Origin of the sequence: Halomonas sp. PAMB 3264 (assembly GCF_031954245.1) — a bacterium.
Lineage (GTDB): Bacteria > Pseudomonadota > Gammaproteobacteria > Pseudomonadales > Halomonadaceae > Vreelandella.
Window position 1 is genome coordinate 2,660,533 of record NZ_CP134866.1, and the last position, 21,054, is coordinate 2,681,586.

The 21,054-nt window shown below is 62.9% G+C and carries 21 protein-coding genes; 5 read left to right on the top strand and 16 right to left on the bottom strand.

Annotated features, from left to right (window positions below; genetic code table 11):
• Window positions 1-94: 94 nt before the first annotated feature.
• From RN347_RS12045 to RN347_RS12095, 11 genes are all read right to left on the bottom strand, one after another.
• Window positions 95-1,783 carry a TolC family outer membrane protein gene (locus RN347_RS12045; protein WP_311958365.1) on the bottom strand — a complete coding sequence of 563 codons (1,689 nt, stop codon included), beginning with the start codon at window positions 1,781-1,783 and terminating at the stop codon, window positions 95-97.
• Window positions 1,784-1,993: 210 nt separating this feature from the next.
• Complete coding sequence (locus RN347_RS12050) at window positions 1,994-2,839, bottom strand: fructosamine kinase family protein (RefSeq protein WP_311958366.1); 846 nt, start codon at window positions 2,837-2,839, stop codon at window positions 1,994-1,996.
• A gap of 93 nt (window positions 2,840-2,932) precedes the next feature.
• On the bottom strand, window positions 2,933-4,420 hold the full coding sequence (gene xylB / locus RN347_RS12055) for a xylulokinase (protein WP_311958367.1): 1,488 nt from the start codon (window positions 4,418-4,420) through the stop codon (window positions 2,933-2,935).
• Entirely contained in the window at window positions 4,420-5,907 is a 1,488-nt protein-coding gene (locus RN347_RS12060) for a mannitol dehydrogenase family protein (RefSeq protein WP_311958368.1), read from the bottom strand. The genes xylB and RN347_RS12060 overlap by 1 nt, the downstream gene beginning before the upstream one ends.
• Window positions 5,908-5,954: 47 nt before the next feature.
• Window positions 5,955-6,644 (bottom strand): HAD family phosphatase, encoded by a 690-nt coding sequence (locus RN347_RS12065; RefSeq protein WP_311958369.1) that lies wholly within the window; start codon window positions 6,642-6,644, stop codon window positions 5,955-5,957.
• On the bottom strand, window positions 6,641-7,798 hold the full coding sequence (locus RN347_RS12070; protein WP_311958370.1) for a sn-glycerol-3-phosphate ABC transporter ATP-binding protein UgpC: 1,158 nt from the start codon (window positions 7,796-7,798) through the stop codon (window positions 6,641-6,643). The genes RN347_RS12065 and RN347_RS12070 overlap by 4 nt, the downstream gene beginning before the upstream one ends.
• Before the next feature lie 10 nt (window positions 7,799-7,808).
• On the bottom strand, window positions 7,809-8,657 hold the full coding sequence (locus tag RN347_RS12075) for a carbohydrate ABC transporter permease (protein WP_263586578.1): 849 nt from the start codon (window positions 8,655-8,657) through the stop codon (window positions 7,809-7,811).
• A gap of 31 nt (window positions 8,658-8,688) precedes the next feature.
• Window positions 8,689-9,579 carry a carbohydrate ABC transporter permease gene (locus tag RN347_RS12080; RefSeq protein ID WP_263586577.1) on the bottom strand — a complete coding sequence of 297 codons (891 nt, stop codon included), beginning with the start codon at window positions 9,577-9,579 and terminating at the stop codon, window positions 8,689-8,691.
• Window positions 9,580-9,639: 60 nt separating this feature from the next.
• Window positions 9,640-10,959: a sugar ABC transporter substrate-binding protein gene (locus tag RN347_RS12085; protein WP_263586576.1), complete on the bottom strand. Its 1,320-nt coding sequence runs from the start codon at window positions 10,957-10,959 to the stop codon at window positions 9,640-9,642.
• Window positions 10,960-11,118: 159 nt separating this feature from the next.
• Window positions 11,119-12,069, bottom strand: coding sequence for a sugar-binding transcriptional regulator (locus RN347_RS12090; protein WP_263586575.1), 951 nt, complete (start codon window positions 12,067-12,069; stop codon window positions 11,119-11,121).
• A 155-nt stretch (window positions 12,070-12,224) separates the two neighbouring features.
• The gene (locus RN347_RS12095) at window positions 12,225-12,782 is read right to left on the bottom strand and encodes an NUDIX hydrolase (RefSeq protein ID WP_311958371.1); all 558 of its coding nucleotides are present in this window, start codon (window positions 12,780-12,782) and stop codon (window positions 12,225-12,227) included.
• Window positions 12,783-12,864: 82 nt separating this feature from the next.
• Here RN347_RS12095 and RN347_RS12100 point away from each other — a divergent pair, with 82 nt between their 5' ends.
• From RN347_RS12100 to RN347_RS12110, 3 genes are all read left to right on the top strand, one after another.
• Window positions 12,865-13,533, top strand: coding sequence for a CoA pyrophosphatase (locus RN347_RS12100; RefSeq protein ID WP_311958372.1), 669 nt, complete (start codon window positions 12,865-12,867; stop codon window positions 13,531-13,533).
• Window positions 13,530-14,198, top strand: coding sequence for a 2OG-Fe(II) oxygenase (locus tag RN347_RS12105; RefSeq protein ID WP_263586572.1), 669 nt, complete (start codon window positions 13,530-13,532; stop codon window positions 14,196-14,198). Before RN347_RS12100 ends, RN347_RS12105 begins: the two co-directional genes overlap by 4 nt.
• 359 nt (window positions 14,199-14,557) lie before the next feature.
• Complete coding sequence (locus RN347_RS12110) at window positions 14,558-15,130, top strand: PRC-barrel domain-containing protein (protein ID WP_311958373.1); 573 nt, start codon at window positions 14,558-14,560, stop codon at window positions 15,128-15,130.
• 226 nt (window positions 15,131-15,356) lie between these two features.
• On the opposite strand, the gene RN347_RS12115 is transcribed toward RN347_RS12110, so the two are convergent.
• The 4 genes from RN347_RS12115 to RN347_RS12130 form a co-directional block, all read right to left on the bottom strand.
• A complete protein-coding gene (locus RN347_RS12115; protein ID WP_263586570.1) occupies window positions 15,357-15,779 on the bottom strand; it encodes an OsmC family protein in 423 nt (140 codons plus the stop codon).
• Window positions 15,780-15,977: 198 nt separating this feature from the next.
• Complete coding sequence (locus tag RN347_RS12120; protein ID WP_263586569.1) at window positions 15,978-16,823, bottom strand: MOSC domain-containing protein; 846 nt, start codon at window positions 16,821-16,823, stop codon at window positions 15,978-15,980.
• Between the two features lie 64 nt (window positions 16,824-16,887).
• A complete protein-coding gene (locus RN347_RS12125; RefSeq protein WP_311958374.1) occupies window positions 16,888-17,919 on the bottom strand; it encodes a substrate-binding domain-containing protein in 1,032 nt (343 codons plus the stop codon).
• Window positions 17,920-17,984: 65 nt separating this feature from the next.
• The gene (locus RN347_RS12130; RefSeq protein ID WP_263586567.1) at window positions 17,985-18,500 is read right to left on the bottom strand and encodes a gluconokinase; all 516 of its coding nucleotides are present in this window, start codon (window positions 18,498-18,500) and stop codon (window positions 17,985-17,987) included.
• A gap of 272 nt (window positions 18,501-18,772) precedes the next feature.
• Here RN347_RS12130 and RN347_RS12135 point away from each other — a divergent pair, with 272 nt between their 5' ends.
• Window positions 18,773-19,198 (top strand): organic hydroperoxide resistance protein, encoded by a 426-nt coding sequence (locus RN347_RS12135; protein ID WP_311958375.1) that lies wholly within the window; start codon window positions 18,773-18,775, stop codon window positions 19,196-19,198.
• Here the strand turns inward: RN347_RS12135 and RN347_RS12140 are convergent.
• A complete protein-coding gene (locus RN347_RS12140) occupies window positions 19,195-19,902 on the bottom strand; it encodes an aspartate/glutamate racemase family protein (RefSeq protein ID WP_311958376.1) in 708 nt (235 codons plus the stop codon). The genes RN347_RS12135 and RN347_RS12140 overlap by 4 nt on opposite strands.
• A gap of 251 nt (window positions 19,903-20,153) precedes the next feature.
• Here RN347_RS12140 and yghU point away from each other — a divergent pair, with 251 nt between their 5' ends.
• Entirely contained in the window at window positions 20,154-21,011 is an 858-nt protein-coding gene (gene yghU / locus RN347_RS12145) for a glutathione-dependent disulfide-bond oxidoreductase (RefSeq protein ID WP_263586564.1), read from the top strand.
• Window positions 21,012-21,054: the final 43 nt, after the last annotated feature.

Sequence of the window (21,054 nt, forward strand, 5' to 3'; positions counted from 1 at the left end):
TCTGGTGACCGGCACTCTGACGACCGATGTTCTGGTGACTAACGTTTCAAGGGCCTGCTACGCGATGTCGCCTGTCAGGCCTTTGGTATCAGTATCAGTAGCCGCCGGGCTGACCGACACCCACGCCGCCGTTACCGACCTCTGGCTGACCAAGGCCCTGCGGAGAGACGCCCTGCTGATAACCGCCCGGGCCGTAGCCACCGCCGTACCCGCCACCATAGCCTCCGCCGTATGCACCGGGCTGGCGACGCGCGGGGGCGTACTCGGCCGCGGAGTAGGTCGTGGAGGAGGAAGAGGAAGAGGATTCACGCCGCGGCGGGGCGCCGATATCCATCGCGCTCTCATAACGGTCGCCGTCGCTGGTTTCCGGCAGCGTGAAATTGACGTCTTCGCCGGTCAGCCAGCCGTTGACCTCTTCGAGCGCCGCCACGTCCAGAAGCCCGGACTGCTGGCGCAGCGAGAGCAGGTTGATGACGTAGTCATAGCGTGACTCGGCGTAGTTGGCGATCGCGTTGTAAAGATTCTGCTCGGCATTGAGCACGTCGACGATGTTACGTGTGCCCACCTCGTAGCCGGCCTGGGTCGCTTCCAGCGCGCTTCGGGTGGAAACGATCGCCTGCTGGCGCGCGTCGACGGTTTCGACGTTGTTGCTCACCTGCGTGTAGAGCGAGCGCACCTGTTGAATCGTGGCGCGGCGCTGGGATTCGAAATCGTACTGGCTGCTTTCGAGCTGGAAGGTGTTCTGGCGAATGTTGGCGCTGGTGCTACCGCCGGTGTAGAGCGGCACGCTCGCCGACACGCCCAGCTGGCCCGAGGCGTCGTGGCCGCTCAGGTAGTCGATATCGGAATCGGCGTACTGGTAGTTGGCGAAGGCCGACAGCGTCGGCAGCCGCCCGGCGCGAGCGACCTCGACGCCGGCGCGGGACACCTCGATACCGGCGCGCTGGGCCAGCACCTCGGGGTTTCGCTCGAGCGCCTGGTCGACCCAGTAGTCACGCTCGCTGGGGGCGGGCAGGCCAATGGGCATGTCGCCCAGGGATTCGATATTGGCGTAGCGACGCCCGGTGAGTCGCTCCAGCGCCTCAAAAGCGACCTGCAGGTTGCTCTCGGCGGTGATCCGCTCGGCGCGGGCCTGGTCGAAGCTCGAACGCGCCTCTTCCACTTCGGTAATGGCGATCAGGCCGACCTCGAACTGCTCACTGGACTGCTCGAGCTGACGGCCGATCGCCCGCTCCTGGGCACGCCGGGCTTCGAGCACCTCATAGGCGCGAAGAATATCGAAATAGGCCGTCACGACGTCGATCAGAAGCTGCTGCTCGGTCGCCGCCAGCAGGTAAACCTGCTGGTCGATCTGACGCTCGGCCTGGTCGACCTGACGCGCCGTCGCGGCGTTAAAAAGTGCCTGGGTGGCCTCGAGCGACAGCGACAGCGAGTTGTAGCTATCCTCATCGCCACGTCCGCCGCCGATCGCAGCACCTGCGCCACCGTCGGTGGGCGCGCCGGTCTCAAAACCACCCGCTGATTGGCTTTCGAACTGGCGATTGTGGGTTGCGTTACCCGAGGCGTTCACCTGAGGCAAAAGCTCGCCGCCCACGACGTCGCGGGCCGCCTCGACACCGGAAAATTCGGAACGGGCGGAAGCGAGCTCGGCGTTGTTGTTGAGCGCATCGCGAGTAATGGTGATCAGATCTGCCGCCTGAACGGGCAGCGCGATCGAGCTTGTCAGCACGGCTAACATTAAAGGGCGAAGGGGGGCATTGACTGCCCAGTGTGCCAGTCGCATGGGAGTGCCTCTAGGTGTCAACGTGGGATAGTGCGCCACACAATGGGGGTGTGAAAGGGTGGCATTATAGTTACATTCATGTATGTATGCTAGCCTTGAAGTTCGGCCAAAACTGTGTCCGGCCAGAGGTCAAGTCTAACGCAACTTACTTTAGTCGAACGTGCAAAAAGTGCGCATGTCTCGCGCCCGTTTTTAGCCCGCTCGCTCCACTCAGGCGCGCGAGCGCTCCAGCGCTTTCATACAGCGCTCTACCCCGCCAAGGTACATGTCGCCAAACAGCAGCACGTGATTGAGCAGCGGATAGAGCTGGAAAAGCGCTTCGCGACGGGGCCAGTCCTGCGGGGCGAAGCCGTTCCAGTAGGCATCGAAAAACGCCGCACCCGGCTCGCCAAACAGCGTCAGCATGGCAATATCCACTTCGGGATAGTGGCGATACACCGCGGGGTCGATCAGCGCGGGGCCTTTCGCGGTATAGAGTACGTTACCCGCCCACAGATCGCCGTGCACCAGACACGGCGAGGCGTCCGGCAGCCACTGTTCGAGCGTATGCGCCTGAGTTTCGACACGCGCGTAAAGTTCAGGTGTGATGAGGCGCTGATCGAGACAGGCGCGAGCGAGCGCCAACAGGCGGCACTCGCGCTGAAAGGCCCGGCCGTCGCTCATGGGCGCGTTGGGTTGGGGAGTGCGTCCGCAGGCGTTGTCGTGTAGCCAGCCGTGCTCACTGCCGATCACGCCGTGAAGCTCGCGAAGCCCTTCACCGAGTTGGATGTCGCCCTGGGTGGAGCGGGGAACGGTGTGCAGCGCCTCGATCACCAGCCACTCGCCGGCCTGGCCCAGGACCTCGGGGATGATCAGCGAGCTGCCCGCCCCTTTCAGCGCGCGAAGCCCTTCGGCTTCGCCGCGTAGGCGCGCCGGGTCGTCCTGCTTGATCACCACCGCGCCCTCGGCGGTGTCGAGCTCGAATACCGCGGCGATATCGCCGCCGCTCAAGGGCGTCAAGGCGCCGCGGGGCGAAAGCTGCAGCACGCTTAGAATCTCGAGTAGCTCGGCGTTCATGGCGCTCTCCCCGTGGTCGATGGCGGCCTCAACCGAGAAATGGATCGAGGGATGGGTCGTGTGGTGCCAAAACCCTACAGGGATAAGCGTATATCAGGCAATGCCGTGGCGCTCGTTCAGCGCCTGGCGATAGCGCTGATAGACGTGGCGGTAGGCGTCGACGCGCTCGGGGTCGGGGTCGGCAAGCGAGGCCGCGTCCAGATGCACCAGCCGCTGACAAAGCGCCTCGAGTGTGGTGCCCTGCGACTGCTGCTCGCACCAAACCGCCTGCAGGGCAGCGCCGAGCGCGGCGGCGTCGGTGATCTCCGGGCACACCACTTCGGTACCGGTGATGTCCGCCACCATCTGGCGCCACACCGGGCTTTTGGCGCCGCCGCCGCTCAGGCGAATCTGGCTCGCCCCGGCGGTGAGATCGCCCAACAGATCCAACCCGTAGCGAAGGCCGAAGGTCGCCCCTTCGACCACTGCGCGGCACAGGTTGGCCTGGGTCATGTTCATACTCGTAAGCCCTAAAAAATCGCCTGAGGCGTTGGGCAGCATCGGCACCCGCTCGCCGTTGAAAAATGGAAGGCAGGTCACGCCGTCGGCGCCGATCGAAGCCCTTGCCACCCGCTCGCCAAAAGCGTCGAGATCGAGCCCAAAAAGCTCGCGCACGCGAGTCGTGGCGGAGGTGACGTTCATGGTGCAGATCAGCGGCAGCCAGCCGCCGTGGCTGGCGCAGAAGTTGGCCACCATGGCGTTATCGCTTTCGACCGGCTCGGGCGAGTAGGCGCACACCGTGCCGGAGGTGCCCAGGCTCAGCGTGACGATTCCGCGGGCGATGTTGCCGGTGCCGATGGCGCCGAGCATGTTGTCGCCGCCGCCGCTCGAGACCACCACCCCATCACTCAAACCAAGCTCAGCAGCGATACGCGGGCGCACCACACCTGCAGGCTCACAAGGCGTTAAAAGGCGCGGCAGCACTTGGGCCGGGTCGAGTTCCGGGGCGATCTGGCCAAACACCTCGGTTTGCCAAACGCGGGCGCGGGTATCGAAATAGCCGGTGCCCGAGGCGTCGCCGGCTTCGGTGACCCGCTCGCCGGTGAGCCAGAAGTTGAGGTAGTCGTGGGGCAGCAGGATCGTGGCGATGCGCCGGTAGGCGTCCGGATGATGGCGCTTGAGCCAGGCGAGCTTGGAGGCGGTATAGCCGGTTTGCAGCACCAGGCCGAGCTTCTCCAGACACCCCGCCTCGCCGCCCAGGCGCTCGACCAGCAGGGTGTTCTCGCTGCTTGTCTCGGTATCACACCAGAGCTTGGCCGGGTAGACCGGCACCCCATCGGCGTCCAGCGCCACCATGCCGTGCTGCTGGCCGGAGACGCCGATCGCGCGCACCGCGCGGGCGTCGACCCCGGCGCGCTCGATGGCATCAAAAAACGCGCCTCTGAAGGCAGCGAGCCACTCGGCGGGGGCCTGCTCGCGGCGCCCGTTCGGCCCTTCTTCCAGCCGGTGGGCGCGGCTGGCTTCACCGAGAATGCCCCCTTGTTCGACATCCAGCACCACCACCTTGGTGCTTTGGGTGCCGCAATCCACACCGATGTACATCACGAGCTTCCTTTAGAGGCGAGCAGTGCTTGAAGCGTAGCGCGCGCGCCGCGTTCGTGCAGCAGTGAAAGCGCCTCGAGATACGCCGCCATGAAGCGCGGGCTGTCGGCCAGATCGCCAAAGAGCTCGCGGTTGTCGACGAACGCCTCGGGCCGGGTACGGTTGTCGCGGGCGATCGCCATCAGCGGCTCGCGCAGCGCGTCGACCACCTCGATTGGCTCGCCCTGCTCGTCCACGCCCTCGGCGTAGCGCGCCCAGCTGGCCACGACCGCCGCGCTCATTGCCATGTCGCCATCGTGGGCAAGCTGGTGGCGAATCACCGGCACCAGCCACTTGGGGATACGATCCGAGCTTTCGGCACAAAGCCGTGCCAGGGTGTCCCTGATTTCCGGGTTGGCGAAGCGCTCGATCAGCGTGCGCTGGTAGGCGTTTAGATCGATACCCGGCACCGGCGCCAACGTCGGCGCGCCCTCCTCTTTCATGTAACGGCGCAAAAACTCGACGAACAGCGGGTCCTGGCACACCTGGTGAGCGTAGCGGTAGCCCGCCAGATAGCCAAAATAGGTCAGCGCCTGATGGCTCGCGTTCAAAAGCCGCAGCTTCATCAGCTCGAAGGGCTCGACGTCGTCGACCAGCTGCACGCCGGCCGCCTCGAAAGGCGGGCGGCCCAGCGGGAAGTGATCCTCCAGCACCCACTGAGTGAAGGGCTCGCACACCACCGGCCAGCCGTCCTCGACGTCGAAGCGGCGGGCAAGCTCATCGATATCGTCGGCCACGGTGACCGGCGTGATGCGATCGACCATCGAATTGGGAAAGGCGACGTTATTCTCGAGCCACTCGCCGAGCTCGGGCTCGCGCGCCGCCGCAAACGCCGAAAACATGCGCCGCGCCACGTCGCCATTGCCCTGAATGTTGTCGCAGGACATCACCGTGAACGGGGAAAGCCCACGCGCGCGGCGGCGCACCAGCGCCTCGACCACCAGCCCAAAGGTGCTGGCCGGGCGCTCGGGGTCGCTCAGATCGCGCTTTATGAGCGGGTTGTCCAGATTGAAAGCGCCGCTGACCGGGTGAACATTGTAGCCGCCCTCGGTCACGGTGAGCGACACGATCCGGATAGCCGGGTCCGCCATGGCCTCGATCACCGCGTCCACATCGTCCGGGGCGAAAAGGTAATCGACCATGCTACCAATCACGCGGGGCTCAAACGTGCCGTCGGGGTGCTTCACCACTAGCGTATAGAGGTGATCCTGGCGTGAAAGCACCTCCTGCATGCGCTTGTCGCCAGGCATCACGCCCACCCCCACAATCCCCCAGTCGAGCGCTTCGCCCTGGTTCATGAGCGTGTCGAGATACATCGCCTGGTGGGCGCGGTGAAAGCCGCCCACGCCGATATGCACGATGCCGGCGCTCACGGCGCGGCGATCATAGGTCGGCACCGTAACCGCGGCGTCAAGCGCGGTCAGCGCGTTTTTCGTGAGCTTGACCATGGAAGTCTCCTGAAAAAAGGGGGCGGGACGACAAGCGCCGGGAGCGCCTACAAAGAGGAGTTGGCAGTCATCGCGTCGTCGCTCCAGGACGCGACGAGCGCGCCGAGCTCGTCGAAGCTTGCGATCACCCGCCAGGCGCCGGCGTCACGTAGCCGCTCGGCCTGGCGCTCGTCCAGGTGGCTGGCCCCGACGAAACCGACCACGGTCAGCCCGGCGGCAACGGCGGCGCGCACGCCGGCCACGCTATCCTCCACCGCCAGGCACGCCTGAGGTGGTAGCTCGAGTTTTCTTGCCGCCAGCAGGTAAAGGTCCGGCGCGGGCTTGGGGTTTGCCACCTGCTCGGCGGTCACGATCAGCGCCCCATCGAGCACCCTGTCGAGCCCCGTGGCGGCAAGCGAGGCCTCGACCCGGCGGCGGTGGCTGTTGGAAACCACGGCGGTGACGTGAAGGCACGCTGTGATCGCCTCACTCGCGCCTTCGATGGCGCGCAGTTCACGGCTCAAACGTGCCTTGATGGCCGCATCCACCTGGTCGACGGCATTATCTGGCAGCGTATGGCGGCTCAGCGTCTGCAGGTGGGCGATGATGTTAGCGGTGGTCATGCCGAGCGCCTGATTCAGCTCGGCGGCGACGTCCACGTCCGGCAGCCACGCTTGAAGATGCGTTTGCAGGGTATGCTCGGCGAGGATTTCGCTGTCCACCAGCACCCCGTCGCAGTCGAAGATAACGGCCCTCATGGCGCCGCCTCCTCGCTTTGGGTACCGGCCTCGGCGCGGTTGTCCTGGCGTGTGAGCGCGGCCAGCGGGTGCGCTTCCAGGCTTTCGAGCGCAACTCCTTTTGGGTCGAACAGGTGCGCTCGGCGCGCGTCGAAGCCGAAACGCACCGTGTCATTCACGCGGTAGGCAACGTCGCCGTCGGCCATGATCGTCAGAAGCTGGCCCTCCATCTCGACGTAGAGCGAGGTTTGCCCGCCCAGGCGCTCCAGCACCTGAATGCGCCCGCCGAGCGTACCGGCCGCCTCGATCGAGAGGTGCTCCGGGCGCACCCCAAGCTCGAGCGTAGCGCCGGGCGCGACGCCTTCGCCGTTGACCGGTACTCGGCAGGCAGCGCCGCCGGGCAGCGTCACTTCGACACCGTCCGCGCCGGCGGACACCACCGTCACCGCGAAGAAGTTCATCTTCGGCGAGCCGATGAACCCTGCCACGAAGCGGTTTCGCGGGTGATGATAAAGCGCCATGGGCGAGCCCACCTGCTCGACCACGCCGTCGTGAAGCACGACGATCTTGTCCGCCATGGTCATCGCCTCGATCTGGTCGTGGGTGACGTAGATCATCGTGGCGTCGAGTTCTTCGTGGAGCCTGGCGAGCTCGATGCGCATCTGCACTCTGAGCGCGGCGTCCAGGTTCGACAGCGGCTCGTCGAACAAAAAGATGCTGGGGTTTCGAACGATCGCCCGGCCGATGGCGACCCGCTGGCGCTGGCCGCCGGAGAGCGCTCGGGGCTTTCGATCAAGAAGCGGTTCGAGCTGCAGGATCTTCGCTGCCTCGAGCACCCGGGCGCGGCGCTGCGCCTTGGGCACCCCGGCCAGACGCATGGAGAAGCCCATGTTGTCCGCCACGCTCATGTGCGGGTAGAGCGCATAGCTTTGAAACACCATGGCCAGGCCCCGGTCGGCGGGGCCGATATCGTTCATGCGCTCGCCATCGATCAGGATATCGCCGCTGGTGGCGCTTTCGAGCCCGGCGATCATGCGCATCAGGGTAGATTTGCCGCAGCCGGAGGGGCCGACGAACACCACGAACTCGCGGTCCTCGACGTCAAGGTTGACCCCCTTGATGACCTCGGTGTCGCCAAAGCGTTTGACGATGTTGTGGAGGGCAAGCGTTGCCATGAAAAACTCCTTACTTGACGGCGCCGAAGGTCAGGCCACGGACCATCTGTTTTTGGGTCATCCAGCCAAGGATCAGAATCGGCGCGATCGCCATGGTCGAGGCCGCCGAGAGCTTGGCCCAGAAAAGCCCTTCGGGGCTTGAAAACGAAGCGATGTAGGCGGTCAAGGGAGCGGCCTTGGACGAGGTCAGGTTGAGGCTCCAGAACGCCTCGTTCCAGCTCAGAATGACCGACAATAGCCCCGTGGAGGCGATGCCGGGCAGCGTCAGCGGCAAGAGCAGATACACCACCTCCTGAAGCGTGGAGGCGCCGTCCATCCGCCCGGCTTCGAGGATGTCCCGCGGCATGTCCTTAAAGAAGGTGTAGAGCATCCAGACCACGATGGGCAGGTTCATCAGGGTATAGACGAGAATCAGCCCGGTGCGCGTGTCCAGAAGCCCGACGTCGCGAAAGATCAGGTAGATCGGCACCAGCACGCCGACCGGCGGCAGCATCTTGGTCGAGAGCATCCACAGTAGCGTGCCCTTGGTACGCCGGGTGGGTAAAAACGCCATGGCGTAGGCCGAGGGAATGGCGATCAAAAGCGCCAGCGCAGTAGAGCCGAAGGCGACCGCGACGCTGTTGAGCGCAAAGCGCGCGTAGCCCGAGCGCGCCTGCACCGCCTGGTAGCTTTCGAGCGTGGGTGAGAAAATGAAGCTTGGGTCGGCGATCGCCGCGGTTTCGGTCTTGAAGCCGGTGAGCACCATCCAGAGGATGGGAAAGAAGATCACCAGCGCGACCGCCCAGGCCAGCAACGCAAGCAACAGCCGCTTGAAACGACCCGAGCCGCCGGGGGCGGTGTAGGAATTGGGCGTACTCATGAATAATCGCTCATGTCAGTCATCCAGGTTCTCAGTCATCCAGGTTCTTGGCGACCATGCGCACCAGAAAGATCGCCACGATATTGGCCAGAATGATGGCGACTACCCCGCCGGCGGAGGCGATGCCGACATCGAAATCCAGCAGCGCCCGGATATAGATCAGGTACGCCAGATTGGTGGTGGCAAGCCCGGGCCCGCCGGAGGTGGTGACGAAAATCTCGGCGAAGATCGTGAGCAAAAAGATCATCTCGATCATGATCACCACGCTGATCGCCCGCTTGAGGTGTGGCAGCGTGATGTAGAAAAAGATCGCCACCGGCCCCGCGCCGTCCATGCGTGCCGCCTCGACCTGGTCCTCGTCCAGCGACTGGAGCGCGGTGAGCAGAATCAACAGCGCAAAGGGCAGCCACTGCCAGGCGACGATGATGATGATCGAGGTCAATGGGAGCGACGAGAACCAGTCGATCGCTGGCAGGCCGAACTGACTGGAAAGCCAGGCCAGCACCCCGCTCGAGGGGTGCATCATCATGTTCTTCCACACCAAGGCGCTTACTGTGGGCATGACGAAAAACGGCGAAATCGCCAATACCCGGGCCACGCCCCGGCCCAGGAACGGCTGTTGGAAAAGCACCGCCAAAAGCGTGCCGCCGACCACGGTAATAGCGAGCACCCAGCCCACCAGCAAAAGCGTGGTGCCCATGGCGGACCACAGCGCCGGGTCGGTGAGCAGGTACTCGTAGTTTTCGAACCCGGCGAAGCCGGTCATCCCCGGCATCAAAAGGTTGTAGCGCTGGAAAGAGAACCAGACGGTCATCCCCAGCGGTATCAGCATCCATAAAAGCAGCAGCGTGACGGCGGGCGCCTGGAGCGACAGCGTCCTGAACCCGCCGACCCTGCGGCCCGATGCACGTGTTCTGGTCATAACAACCCCTGCCCGCAAACGTGGAAACGAAAAGGCGCCCGCGTGGCGGGCGCCTGAGGGTCAGTCGTAGTAGCCGGCGCGTTGCATGGTGCGCTCGGTGGCGCGCTGGGCGCTATCGAGGGCCTGCTCGACGCTGGTGTCGCCGGTGAGCGCGGCGGCGATGCTCTGGCCGACCTGAGTGCCGATCGACTGGAACTCGGGGATGTTGACGATCTGCACCCCGGTATAGGGGTTGGGCTCGAGGGTCGAGTCGGTGGGGTCGGCGTCCTGAATCGCCTGCAGCACGAAATCGGCAAACGGCGCCGCGTCCTGATACTGCGCGTTGGCGTAGGTCGACGCGCGGGTGCCTGGCGGCACGCTGGTCCAGCCCTCGGTCTCACCGACCAGCTCGATGTACGCTTTCGAGGTCGCCCAGGTGATGAACTCCTTGGCGGCGTCCTTTTTCTCCGAGGAGGCCGGGATCGCCAGTGCCCAGGTCCAGAGCCAGTGCGAGCCCTTGGGCGTTTCGGCCACCGGCGCCGGCGCAAAGCCCAGGTTGTCGGCCACGCTCGACTCGTCCGGGTCGTAAAGCTTGCCGGCGGCGGAGGTGGCGTCGACCCACATGGCGCAGTTGCCGCGGGCAAAGAGCGCCAGGTTCTCGTTGAAGCCGTTGGAGCTCGCCCCGGGCGGCCCGTAATTACCCAACAGATCGACATAGAATTCGATGGCGTTCTGCCAGGGCTCGGAAGTGAGCTCGGGCTGCCACTGCTCGTCGAACCAGCGCCCGCCGTAGGTGTTGACCAGGGTGGTCACGAACGCCATGTTCTCGCCCCAGCCGGGCTTGCCGCGCAGGCAGATCCCCGCCAGCCCCTCTTCGCTGCCGTGCAGCTGCTCTGCCCAGTCGCGCACCTGATCCCAGGTGGGCTGATCCGGCATCTCGATGCCGGCCTGCTCGAACAGATCCTTACGGAAATACATCATCGAGCTTTCGGCGTAGAACGGCAGCGCGAACGGCGTGCCGTTCAAGCTCAGGCCGTCGCGCACCGAGCCCAGCAGGTCATCGATGTCGTAGTCACTCGGCAGGTCGTCCAGCGGGGCCAGCCACTCGCGCTCGGCCCAGATCGGTGCCTCATAAGCGCCGATGGTCATGACGTCGAACTGGCCACCGCCGGTGGCGATATCGGTGGTCATGCGCTGGCGCAGCACGTTCTCCTCGAGCACCACCCAGTCCAGGGTGATGTCCGGGTGCTCGCTTTCGAACGCGTCGGTCAAACTCTGCATGATGACCATGTCGTTGTTGTTGACGGTGGCCACGGTGATTTCGGTTTGAGCCTGGGCCTGACCCGCCAGCGCGATACCAGCGGCCAGCGCGCAAAGCGGCCAATGAGGGGCGAAACGCATACGGCACTCCTTGAACGGATAGTGTCTTGTTATGGTGCTGATGTTTTTGATCATTGTTCGAACAAATGATCGTCTTTAACGCAAAAAAAAGCAAAGCCCGCGGGCTAAGACTTTACGCTAACACCGCCAGGCGAGCGCCACGCCCGTCAAGACAAGGGCTCACGGCGCCTCGAGCACGTAGCGCGCAGCGGCTTCATCGGTGATCAGCCCCTTGAGCCAGCCGCCGCGCAGCGCGGCCAGAATCGCCGGCCCCTTGTCGCGGCCGCCAGCGATCGCCACCATCGTCTGCTGGGAAAACGCCGCAAGTGGAAGGCTGGTGACACGCCGGGTGATCGAGCACTCGATCAACTCGCCCTGCTGGTTGAGCGGCCAGCCCAGAAGCTCGCCCACCGCCTCGAGCGCCAACAGCTCGTCGAGCTCGGCCTGGCTGATGAAGTGATCCTGATAAAGGGTTGCCTGGCCATCGATGCGCCCCACCCCGATGAATGCCGCTTTGGCGGCCGCCGCGACCTCGCCGATCGCCTTGAACAGGCGCTGGTCGAGCAGCGCGCGCTTCTCCTCGATGGACTGCGCCACCACCGGCGCCGGCAGCAAGAAGCGCTCGCCGCCGGTCTTGTCCGCCAGCGCCATCACCGCATCGAACCGGTTGGCCGAGCCGTCCCGGGCGACGTTGCCGATCAGCGATACGAAGCGGTGCTGGGCGCGCTCGATACGCCCCAGCGCCTCGACGGTGGCGCGCACCGAACGCCCGGCGCCCAGCGCCAGCGTCAAGGGCTCGCTCTGCTCCACGAAATGGGCAAGGCGACGGGCACCGGCCACTGCCAGATAAAACGCCGCGCTTTCCGGGGCGCCGGTCTGAGCCGGCACCACGTCGCAGTAGCCAAGCCCGAAGCGCTCGCCAAGCGCCCGGCCCAGCGCCATGCACGACGAAATGGGGTGATCGATCTGCACCTTGATCAGCCCCTCTTGGCGGGCCAGGGAGAGCAGGCGCTGCACGCCCGGGCGCGAGACACCCAGCTGAGCGGCGATGTCGTCCTGGGTCAGCCCACCGACGTAGGAGAGCCAGGCCGCTCGGGCAGCCTGGTCCAGCTTGACCTCGAATTTATCCATGGCGTGGCCTGGTCATCATCGTGAAAACGCCTATAAAAACCGATCGACTGCGAACCCGCGCCAGAGCCTCGTCGGCACTAATCCGCGACCATGGGCGTACGTCCGACTTTTAGAGCAATCGTTCACACCGGCGAAACCGTTATTAGCCGAGCGCCTCAGGCGCTGCCGAAATAGCGCTCGCGGTCTTCCGGGGTGATGGTGCTCATGTGTAGCGGGAAGCGGCCGCTTTCGCGGTCCTCGAAGAAGTGCTTGAGCGTGCGCTCGATAGTGGGAAAGGCAAGCTCGCTCCAGGGGATGTCCTGCTCGGCGAACAGCGCCACCTCGAGGCTCTCTTCGCCGGCGCCGAATTCGCCTTCGAGCTCGGCCAGAAAGATCATGTAGACCTGGTTGATATGGGGCAGGTCGATGAGCGTGTAGAGACTTTCGATCTCGACCTCGGCCTTGGCCTCTTCCCGGGTTTCGCGAAGGCCGGCCTCGCGGGTGGTTTCGGCGTTCTCCATGTAGCCGGCGGGTAGCGTCCAGTAGCCCTTGCGCGGAGAGATCGCGCGCTTGCACAACAGCACCTTGTCGCCCTTGACCGGCAGCGTGCCCGCCACGATACGCGGGTTCTGGTAGTGGATCGTGCCGCAGGCGTCGCACAGGTAGCGCGGGCGGTCGTCGCCTTCGGGCACGGCAAAGCGGACTTTTTCACCGCACTGGCTACAAAAATTCATGTTGGCATCTCAACTGCTGATAAGGTGTGGCGATCGACCCGGTGCCGACTGCCCTTTCGAGCGCACATTCGACGGAAACGCCATGTTAGAGAAACTACGTAAAGAGCTGCAACACTATCGACCAAAAGAGTTGAGCCGCGCCAAACTTTTACAGGCGGCGGTACTGCTGCCGATCGTCGACCGTCCCGAGCCTACGCTTTTGTTCACGCGCCGCGCGCGCCATCTCTCGACCCACAGCGGACAGGTGGCATTTCCCGGCGGCAAGCGCGAACCCGGCGACCGGGATCTCTATCACACGGCGCTGCGCGAAGCCGAAGAGGAGATCGCTTTGGCGCCCGATCAGGTAGAGCGTATCGGCCAGCTTTCCGACGTCATTTCGCTGCATGGGCTCTGCGTGACGCCTTGGGTCGGCATCATCGCACCGGATCTCGACTTGAAAGCCGACCCCAATGAGCTCGACGCCATTTTCGAAGTGCCCTTGAGCCACTTCCTGGACGATAAAAGAACCTACACCGATGTCATCGACGTGGACGGCGTTGCCCACTACGTACCGAGCTACCAGATCGATGATCACATCATCTGGGGGCTTTCTGCGATGATGCTGGTCGAGCTTCTGGCCAAGGGCTTCGGCATGGAGATCGACCTCTATCAGCGCCCGGCTGGCACGCTCAAACACCACCCGCCCCGCACTCAGCGCACGCCTAAAAAAGCCGATATCGACGTCGCCCCACAACGCCGGAGCAGATCATGACGCACGCCCACCTTTCCCCCGTCGAGGCGTTTGACTCGCGCGCCGAAGGCGAGCTGATCGATGCACTGGTCGAACAGGGCTGGTACGTAGGCAAGGGGGTGATCGACGCGGGTCTTTGTCAATCTCTTGAGCAGGAGCTTTTCCGGCTCAAGGACGCCCAGGCGCTCGAGGAAGCGGGGATCGGCCGTGGGCGCGAGCACCATCTTCGCAAGGACATTCGCGGCGACGCCATCCACTGGCTGAACCGGGAAAGCGAAGCGCAGCGCGTGTACCTAAGCGCCATGCAGCGCCTGCAGGTCGCCCTCAACCAGACGCTATTTTTGGGGCTCTTCGAGTACGAGGCGCACTTCGCTCACTACCCGACCGGCGCCTTCTACAAGCGCCATTTGGACAGCTTTCGCGGCCGCGCCAACCGGGTGGTCTCGACGGTGGGTTACCTGACGCCAGAGTGGCCCAGTGACGGCGGCGGCGAAATGGTGATTTTCGACCCCCGGGAGTCGGAGCGCGAAGTGGCACGCGTAATACCCGAAGCTGGCACCTTCGCCTGCTTTCTCTCCGATACCATCCCTCACGAGGTGCTGCCCACTCGCTACCCAAGAAGCAGTATCGCTGGCTGGTTCCGGCGCAACGCCTCGACAGGCGGCGTGCTCGACCCGGCGCGTTAATCTGAATTAAAAAAACAGTTCAAGCGACTGTAAAAAAATTGAATAAAGGCTTTTTAGAAAAATCAGCGTGTATAGTTATTGCAAAGCCATTCACAGCGTCTACCTTGAGAAGTGTCCGCGCAGTAAAGCGCACGACAGGATCAACGAGCTACCCCCGTAGTTTCAAGCCTGATCGCACGACACGCCCTATATGCCTTTGGGCACGCAGGGCGTAAAGCAAGAAGCGGTTTTACTACCAGGAAAATAGCCAGCTGTCTTTTGAAGACACTTTCGATCGAGTTTTTAGAGGCTGTGGCTATTCAAGGTTGAGGTATCGGGTTAACGCCCATGCCTTACTACGAACGCAAGGAGCAATCGCAATGAAAATGATCAAACCCGCTTTTCTCGGCACGCTGATGGTACCGGCCTTCATGTTCGCTGCAGGCGCCAACGCCCAGTCCGACAACGCCGCCGAGCCGAACGCGCAGTCCGACAACTCAGCGACCATGCAGCACTCCAACGACATGGACGCCACCTACCTCACATCCGCGCCGCAAGACAGCTTCCACGCTGATGCACTGACGGGTAACGCGGTACTCAGCGCCGTTGAAGAAGACGAAGAGATCGGTACCATCAACGATCTGATCATTGATATGGATGGCCAAATTCAAGCGGTCGTAGTGGGTGTCGGCGGATTCCTCGGCATGGGCGAAAAAGACGTCGCCATCGAGTGGGATTCTCTGGACCTGACCATGGACGAAGACAACGATGACTACGTGATTCGTGTCAACGCCACCCAGGAAGCGCTCGAAGAAGCTGAAGGCTATGAGCGTGATGGCAATACTGAAGAGATGAACAACGACGGCATGAACAGCGATACCGGCATGGAAAACGATGCGGGTATGGAAAACGACGCTGACATGACTGACGAAGAGATGGATACCAACAGCTAATCGCTATCTGGTTCATCTACAAGGCCCCGGCATCGACCGGGGCTTTTTATGGCCGGGAGAACGGTCAATAACGCTTACCAAACGTTTTAGCTCGCTTTCGCCAGTCCTGAATCAATACATGAGTACTTGTTGATCTGGTTCTGGACTGGAGCTTTCGCCCACAAAAAAGGCGCTGTCGATGACAGCGCCTTTTTCGATTTCAAAATCGAACGATCAAACGTGACTCTTAGCCCTTAAGTTTGGCGTTCATGGTCACTTCGGCTTTCAGCACCTTGGAGACCGGGCAGTTGGCCTTGGCGGTTTCCGCCGCTTCCTGGAACGCGGCGTCGTCGGCACCGCTGACGGTGGCTTCGACGTCCAAATGAATTTTAGAGATATCGAAGCCTTTATCGCTTTGTGACAGCGTAACTGTCGCTTGGGTGTCGATGGCGTCGGCGGTATAACCCTTGTCGCCCAGAATCATTGAAAGCGCCATCGAGAAGCAGCCCGCGTGTGCGGCGCCGATCAGCTCTTCCGGGTTGGTGCCCTTCTCACCTTCGAAACGCTGCTTGAAGGAGTAGCCGGCATCCACCGCGCCGCTTTCGGTCGCGATTTTGCCCTTGCCATCTTTTAAGCCACCTTCCCAATGCGCATTCGCTTTACTATCCATGGAACACTCCTGTTGCCATCAATTGCTTGGTTACTCAAAAGGGCCGGGAAACCATCCCGTTATCCCATCTCCAAGCGTAGCCTACTTTAAGCGAGATTGCCGATAAGCGGCTTTCTTACAACGTAAAACGCCATACTTTAAAAGGCTACCGCGAGTAAAACCGCACGCCCTCTCGGTGTTCTCGTACTTTCGTCTCTTTCATGCGCGTAACGGCGCTGGCGCAGCCGCTGCCCCCACACGAATCGTCGTTTCGCCGCGCTGGTCGAGCGTGGCGTTTTGTCCAAAGTAGCCGCCCTTGAGCGCGGGCTGCGTCTTGAGCTTGACCAGCGTGGCCAGAGGCTCGGCGGCGGTGGGGATGACACCCAGGCGTTGGTCCACGGTAATGATGGTGCAGCGCTTACAGGGTTTTCGAAACGTTAGCCGCGCCGCGCCGTCGATGACGAGCGCCTGCCAGCCGTTTTCCGCCCAGGCCTCAAAGCCGTCGAGTACGATGTTGGGGCGAAAGCGCGCCATTGGCACCGCGGCCTGACCACGGGCCTCGAGCGCTTCGTTGAGTGCGGCGAGCGAGCCGGTGGTGGTCACCAGATACGGATAGCCGTCGGCGAAGTGAGTATCGGCGACATCGCCGTCCATATAGTCGGCTTCAACATGTCGGGTGAAGCCCTGGGCAAAACGCACCAAACAAAGCCCCTGGGCCTGCTCGCCCAGCGCCGCCACCAGCCAGCGCGACACCTCTTCACGCTCGGCAATGGCCTTGCAGTGATCCTGCCACACCGTGACCAGACGAATTTTGCCCGCGGGCTCCTCGAGCGGTATCTCGATCTCGCCGGCATTGGGGTGGGAAAGCACCAGCGCCTGGTCGGTCAGCGCCACCTTGATGCTTGCAAGCGCAGGGAGCTGACGCTGAGTCACGAAGCGCTGGGCGGAATCGACCCACATCCAGCGACGGTCCCAGGCCAGCCCCTGGGGCGTGGCCACCGCCTCGTCAAGATCGATTCCCTGCAGGGATTTTACCGGATAGATAGTCAGCTGCTGGATCTTCACATTGGCGCTCCGTGGCGATGTCGAGTCGCTACTCTAGCGAACTCCAAAGGCGCCCACCAGCGCGTCAAAGCGTCTCGCCCAACTCGATGCGATAGCCCAGATCGAGCACCCGGTGGGCGTCACTGTCACTGTTTCCGTCACTGCTTCCATTTTTGTCGCTGTCGATATCGATGCGCTCCAACAGCGTTTTTGCCGCCGCCTCGCCGATCATTCGGCGCGGGGTGATGACGCTGGCAAGCCTGGGCGTCATCGCTTGGCCGACATCGTGGCCGTGAAAACCTGCCAGCGCCATCGTCTGCGGCACGCGCACGCCCAAACGCAGGCACTCGTAGTAGGCGCCGATGGCGACATCGTCGTTGGTGCAGAAAAGCCCGTCGGCGTTCGGATAGTCGCGCAGCACCGTCTGCATCAGCGACGCCCCGACGCTGTAGGAGGAGCGCTCGGCGCTTTCAAGCGTGACCGGCTCGAGCCCGTGGCGGGCCATGGCGCGGGCGTAGCCCTGCTCACGCTGGCGGGTGCGCTCATCCAGACGAACGGCAAGATAAACGATGCACCGGCGACCGCGTGCAATCATGGCGCTGACCATGTCGTCGGCGGCCTGAACGTTGTCGTAGCCCACCGCCTGGTGCAGCGGCGGACGGTGGGTGTCCATGATTTCGACGATGGGAATACCCGCGGTTTCCAGCATGCGCAGGCTGCGCGGCGAGTGCTCGTGATCCGACAAAATCACGCCGTCGACGTTGTAGGACAAGAGTGATGCGAGGCTTCGCTCCTCGAGCGCCGGGCTGTAGCCGTAGTGCGAGAGCATCAAATGAAAGCCCGCCGGCTCGGTATGAGTCTCGATGCCGAGGATGACGTCGGCGAAGACCTGGTTGGTCAGCGAAGGGACGAGCACACCGATGGAACGGCTCTTTGCGCGTGAAAGAAGCTCCGGAGCGCGATTGGGAATGTAGCCCACCTGCTCGGCGGCGCTGAAGATACGCTCGCGTAGGCCTTCGGAAACCGTTTGCGGGTCGCGCAGACAGCGGCTGACGGTCATTTTCGTCGCACCGACGCGCTCGGCGATGTCCTGCAGAGTGGGGCGTTTTTTCTTCACAAGTCGCGGGCCTTTGATCGAACGCGCAGGGCCTACTCACAGGTCGGCGCAAAACGCCCAGTGTATCAGCGCTTGCCGAGCAGGCGCGTGGTGAAGCGCTCGGCAATGAGTTCGGGTGTGAGCGTAATCGAAAGCGCTTGCGCCTCCTGCTCGTCGGGCGCCTCCAACGCCTCGAGCTGGCTCGCCAGCATCGCCTCACCCTTGAAGAAGTGATCTTCGCGAGTGGTTAGGCGCTCCTTCAAAAGCGCGTGCTCGCCTTCGAGATACAAAATTTCGAGCGCCGGGTCGCCGGTTCGCAGGCAGTCGCGATAGCGCTTTTTGAGCCCGGAGCAGGCGATCACCACGGTTTTGTCCTCGCGGCGATACGTATCGAACAAACCGGCCAGGGTTTCCAGCCACCCCTGGCGGTCGCCGTCGTCGAGCGGCGTGCCGCTGGCCATTTTAGCCACGTTGGCGGGCGGGTGGTAGTCGTCGCCGTCGATGAACTCGGCGTCAAGCCTGGCGGCGAGGCGCTGGCCCACCAGGGATTTTCCGCAGCCGGAAACGCCCATGACCAGAATACGGTGGGAAGTGGCGGTCATTCGTTTTTGTCTCCCAGAGGTACGCGGCGCTCGACCGTTTTTTTGAAAAAGAGAAAGTAACACACCGGTTGTGCGCTCGATCGACGGCACCTTGTTACCGGTAACAATGTAGCGCAAAAGGCTAACCAGCCCCCGGCGGCGTGTCAAAGCAAAACGCCCTTGCTTCGACTAACGTCCAACAATAGCGATATGGGCAAAGAGGTACTACATTACCTCCAGCTTATGGGTTCCAACGATCTACCCCCGTCTTTTGCTCACGAAAAGGAGATGTCATGTCTATCGAAAAAATCGCTTACCGCGCTGAAGCCCACGTTAGCGGCGGCCGCGAAGGCCACGCCAAATCCTCTGACGGCGCGCTGGATGTCGATCTCAGCACGCCCAAAGAGCTCGGCGGCGCCGGCGGCAGCGGCACCAACCCGGAGCAGCTCTTCGCCGCCGGCTATGCGGCGTGCTTTCTCGGCGCGCTCAAGCACGTCGCCAGCCAGGAGAAGGTGAAGCTGCCCTCGGATGCGAACATCGACGCGTTGGTGGGCATTGGCGCCGTCGAGGTCGGCTTTGCCATCGAAGTCGAGCTCAAGGTGAGCCTGCCCGGCATGGACAAGCCCGCCGCTCAGTCGCTGGTCGAGAAAGCGCACACCGTCTGCCCCTACTCCAACGCCACTCGCGGCAACATCGACGTTACCCTGACCGTCGTTTAAGGCTTGGCGGCGTCTTCCAGCGACCAGGCCACCGCCTTCGCCGCGTGCAGGGCGGTGGTATCGAAAAGCACGACGCGGGTGTGTCGCTGCTCTACCAGCAGCGCGATTTCGGTACACCCCAGAATCACCGCCTCGGCGCCCCGGGTCTGCAGACCTTCGATGATGTCGAGATAGCGCGCTCGCGACGCTTGCTTTATCTCGCCACGGCAAAGCTCCTCGAAGATGATCCGGTGAACGCTTTCGCGCTCCTGGTCCGTGGGAATGACGACGTCGATGCCGTAGCGCTCCTTGAGCCGCGCCTTGTAGAAATCCTGCTCCATGGTAAAGCGCGTACCCAACAGCCCAACCCGCTTGATGCCGTCTTTCTGGCACTGCTCGGCGGTGGCGTCGGCAATGTGTAAAAGCGGAATGCCGATGGCCGCCTCGATCGCGGGCGCCACCTTGTGCATGGTGTTGGTGGCCAGCACCAGACAGCCCGCGCCGGCGTGCTCCAAACGTTTTGCCGCCTGGGCTAAATACTCGCCGGCCGTGTGCCAGTCACCGGCGCGCTGCAGCGCCTCGATCTCGGCGAAATCGACGCTCTCCATGATGATTGAGGCCGAATGAAAGCCGCCCAGCGCCTCATTGACGCCTTCGTTCAACGCCTGGTAGTAGCTTTGCGTGGACTCCCAGCTCATGCCGCCCAGCACCCCGATTGTTCGCATTCGCCTCTCCTGTCGTGACGTTCTGTCGTGACGTTCTTTTGTGAAATTCTGTCGCGCAGCTCTATCTTGCAGCCCTGTCGTTCATTCGTTTGTTTGCGTAAAAACTAATACAACATACACCCTTGCAGACGGGTGTCACTAGCCCCATTGATGACCAGAGGCTACGTTACAAGGGTCGGGTTTCAAGCGCCCATCACCTCGATGCGCCACCCTATCGATAGGCCACTATTGAGCGACAAGGAGCAGTGACGATGAGTGATAGCTACACGCCGCCCCGCGTATGGGAGTGGGAGGCCGGTAACGGCGGCAAGTTCGCGAACATTAACCGCCCAACGGCGGGCGCGCGGGAAGAGAAGCCGCTGCCGGTGGGCAAACACCCGCTTCAGCTCTATTCGCTGGCCACGCCCAACGGCATCAAGGTCACGATCATGCTCGAGGAGCTTTTGGAAAAAGGCATCGAGCAGGCGGAGTACGATGCCTACCTGATCGACATCGGCGAAGGCGACCAGTTCGGCAGCGGCTTCGTCGAGATCAACCCGAACTCCAAGATCCCGGCGATGATGGACCACAGCGCCAATCCGCCCCAGCGGATCTTCGAATCCGGTTCGATTCTTCTTTACCTGGCCGAGAAGTTCGACGCCTTTTTGCCGCATGAGCCTGCCAAACGTACCGAAACGCTCTCCTGGCTTTTCTGGCAGATGGGCAGCGCGCCGATGCTCGGGGGCGGCTTCGGCCACTTCTACGCCTACGCGCCGGAAAGCTACCAGTACCCGATCGATCGTTACACCATGGAAGTGAAGCGCCAGCTCGATGTGCTCGATAAACACCTGGCCGAGAACCGCTACATGGCCGGCGACGAGTACACCATCGCCGACATGGCGATCTTCCCCTGGTACGGGGCGCTGGTGAAAAACCGCGTTTACGAGGCGGCGGAGTTTTTGCAGGCGCACACCTACGAGAACGTGATGCGCTGGGCCGATGAGATCGACGCGCGCCCGGCCGTCAAACGCGGGCGCATGGTCAACAACGTCAAGGGCGACGAAAGCGAGCAGCTCAGAGAGCGCCACGACGCCAGCGATTTCGAACACAAGACCCAGGACAAGCAGTGACGTCTGATGGTGTTCAAACGCAAAACGGCCCCTTTCGGGGCCG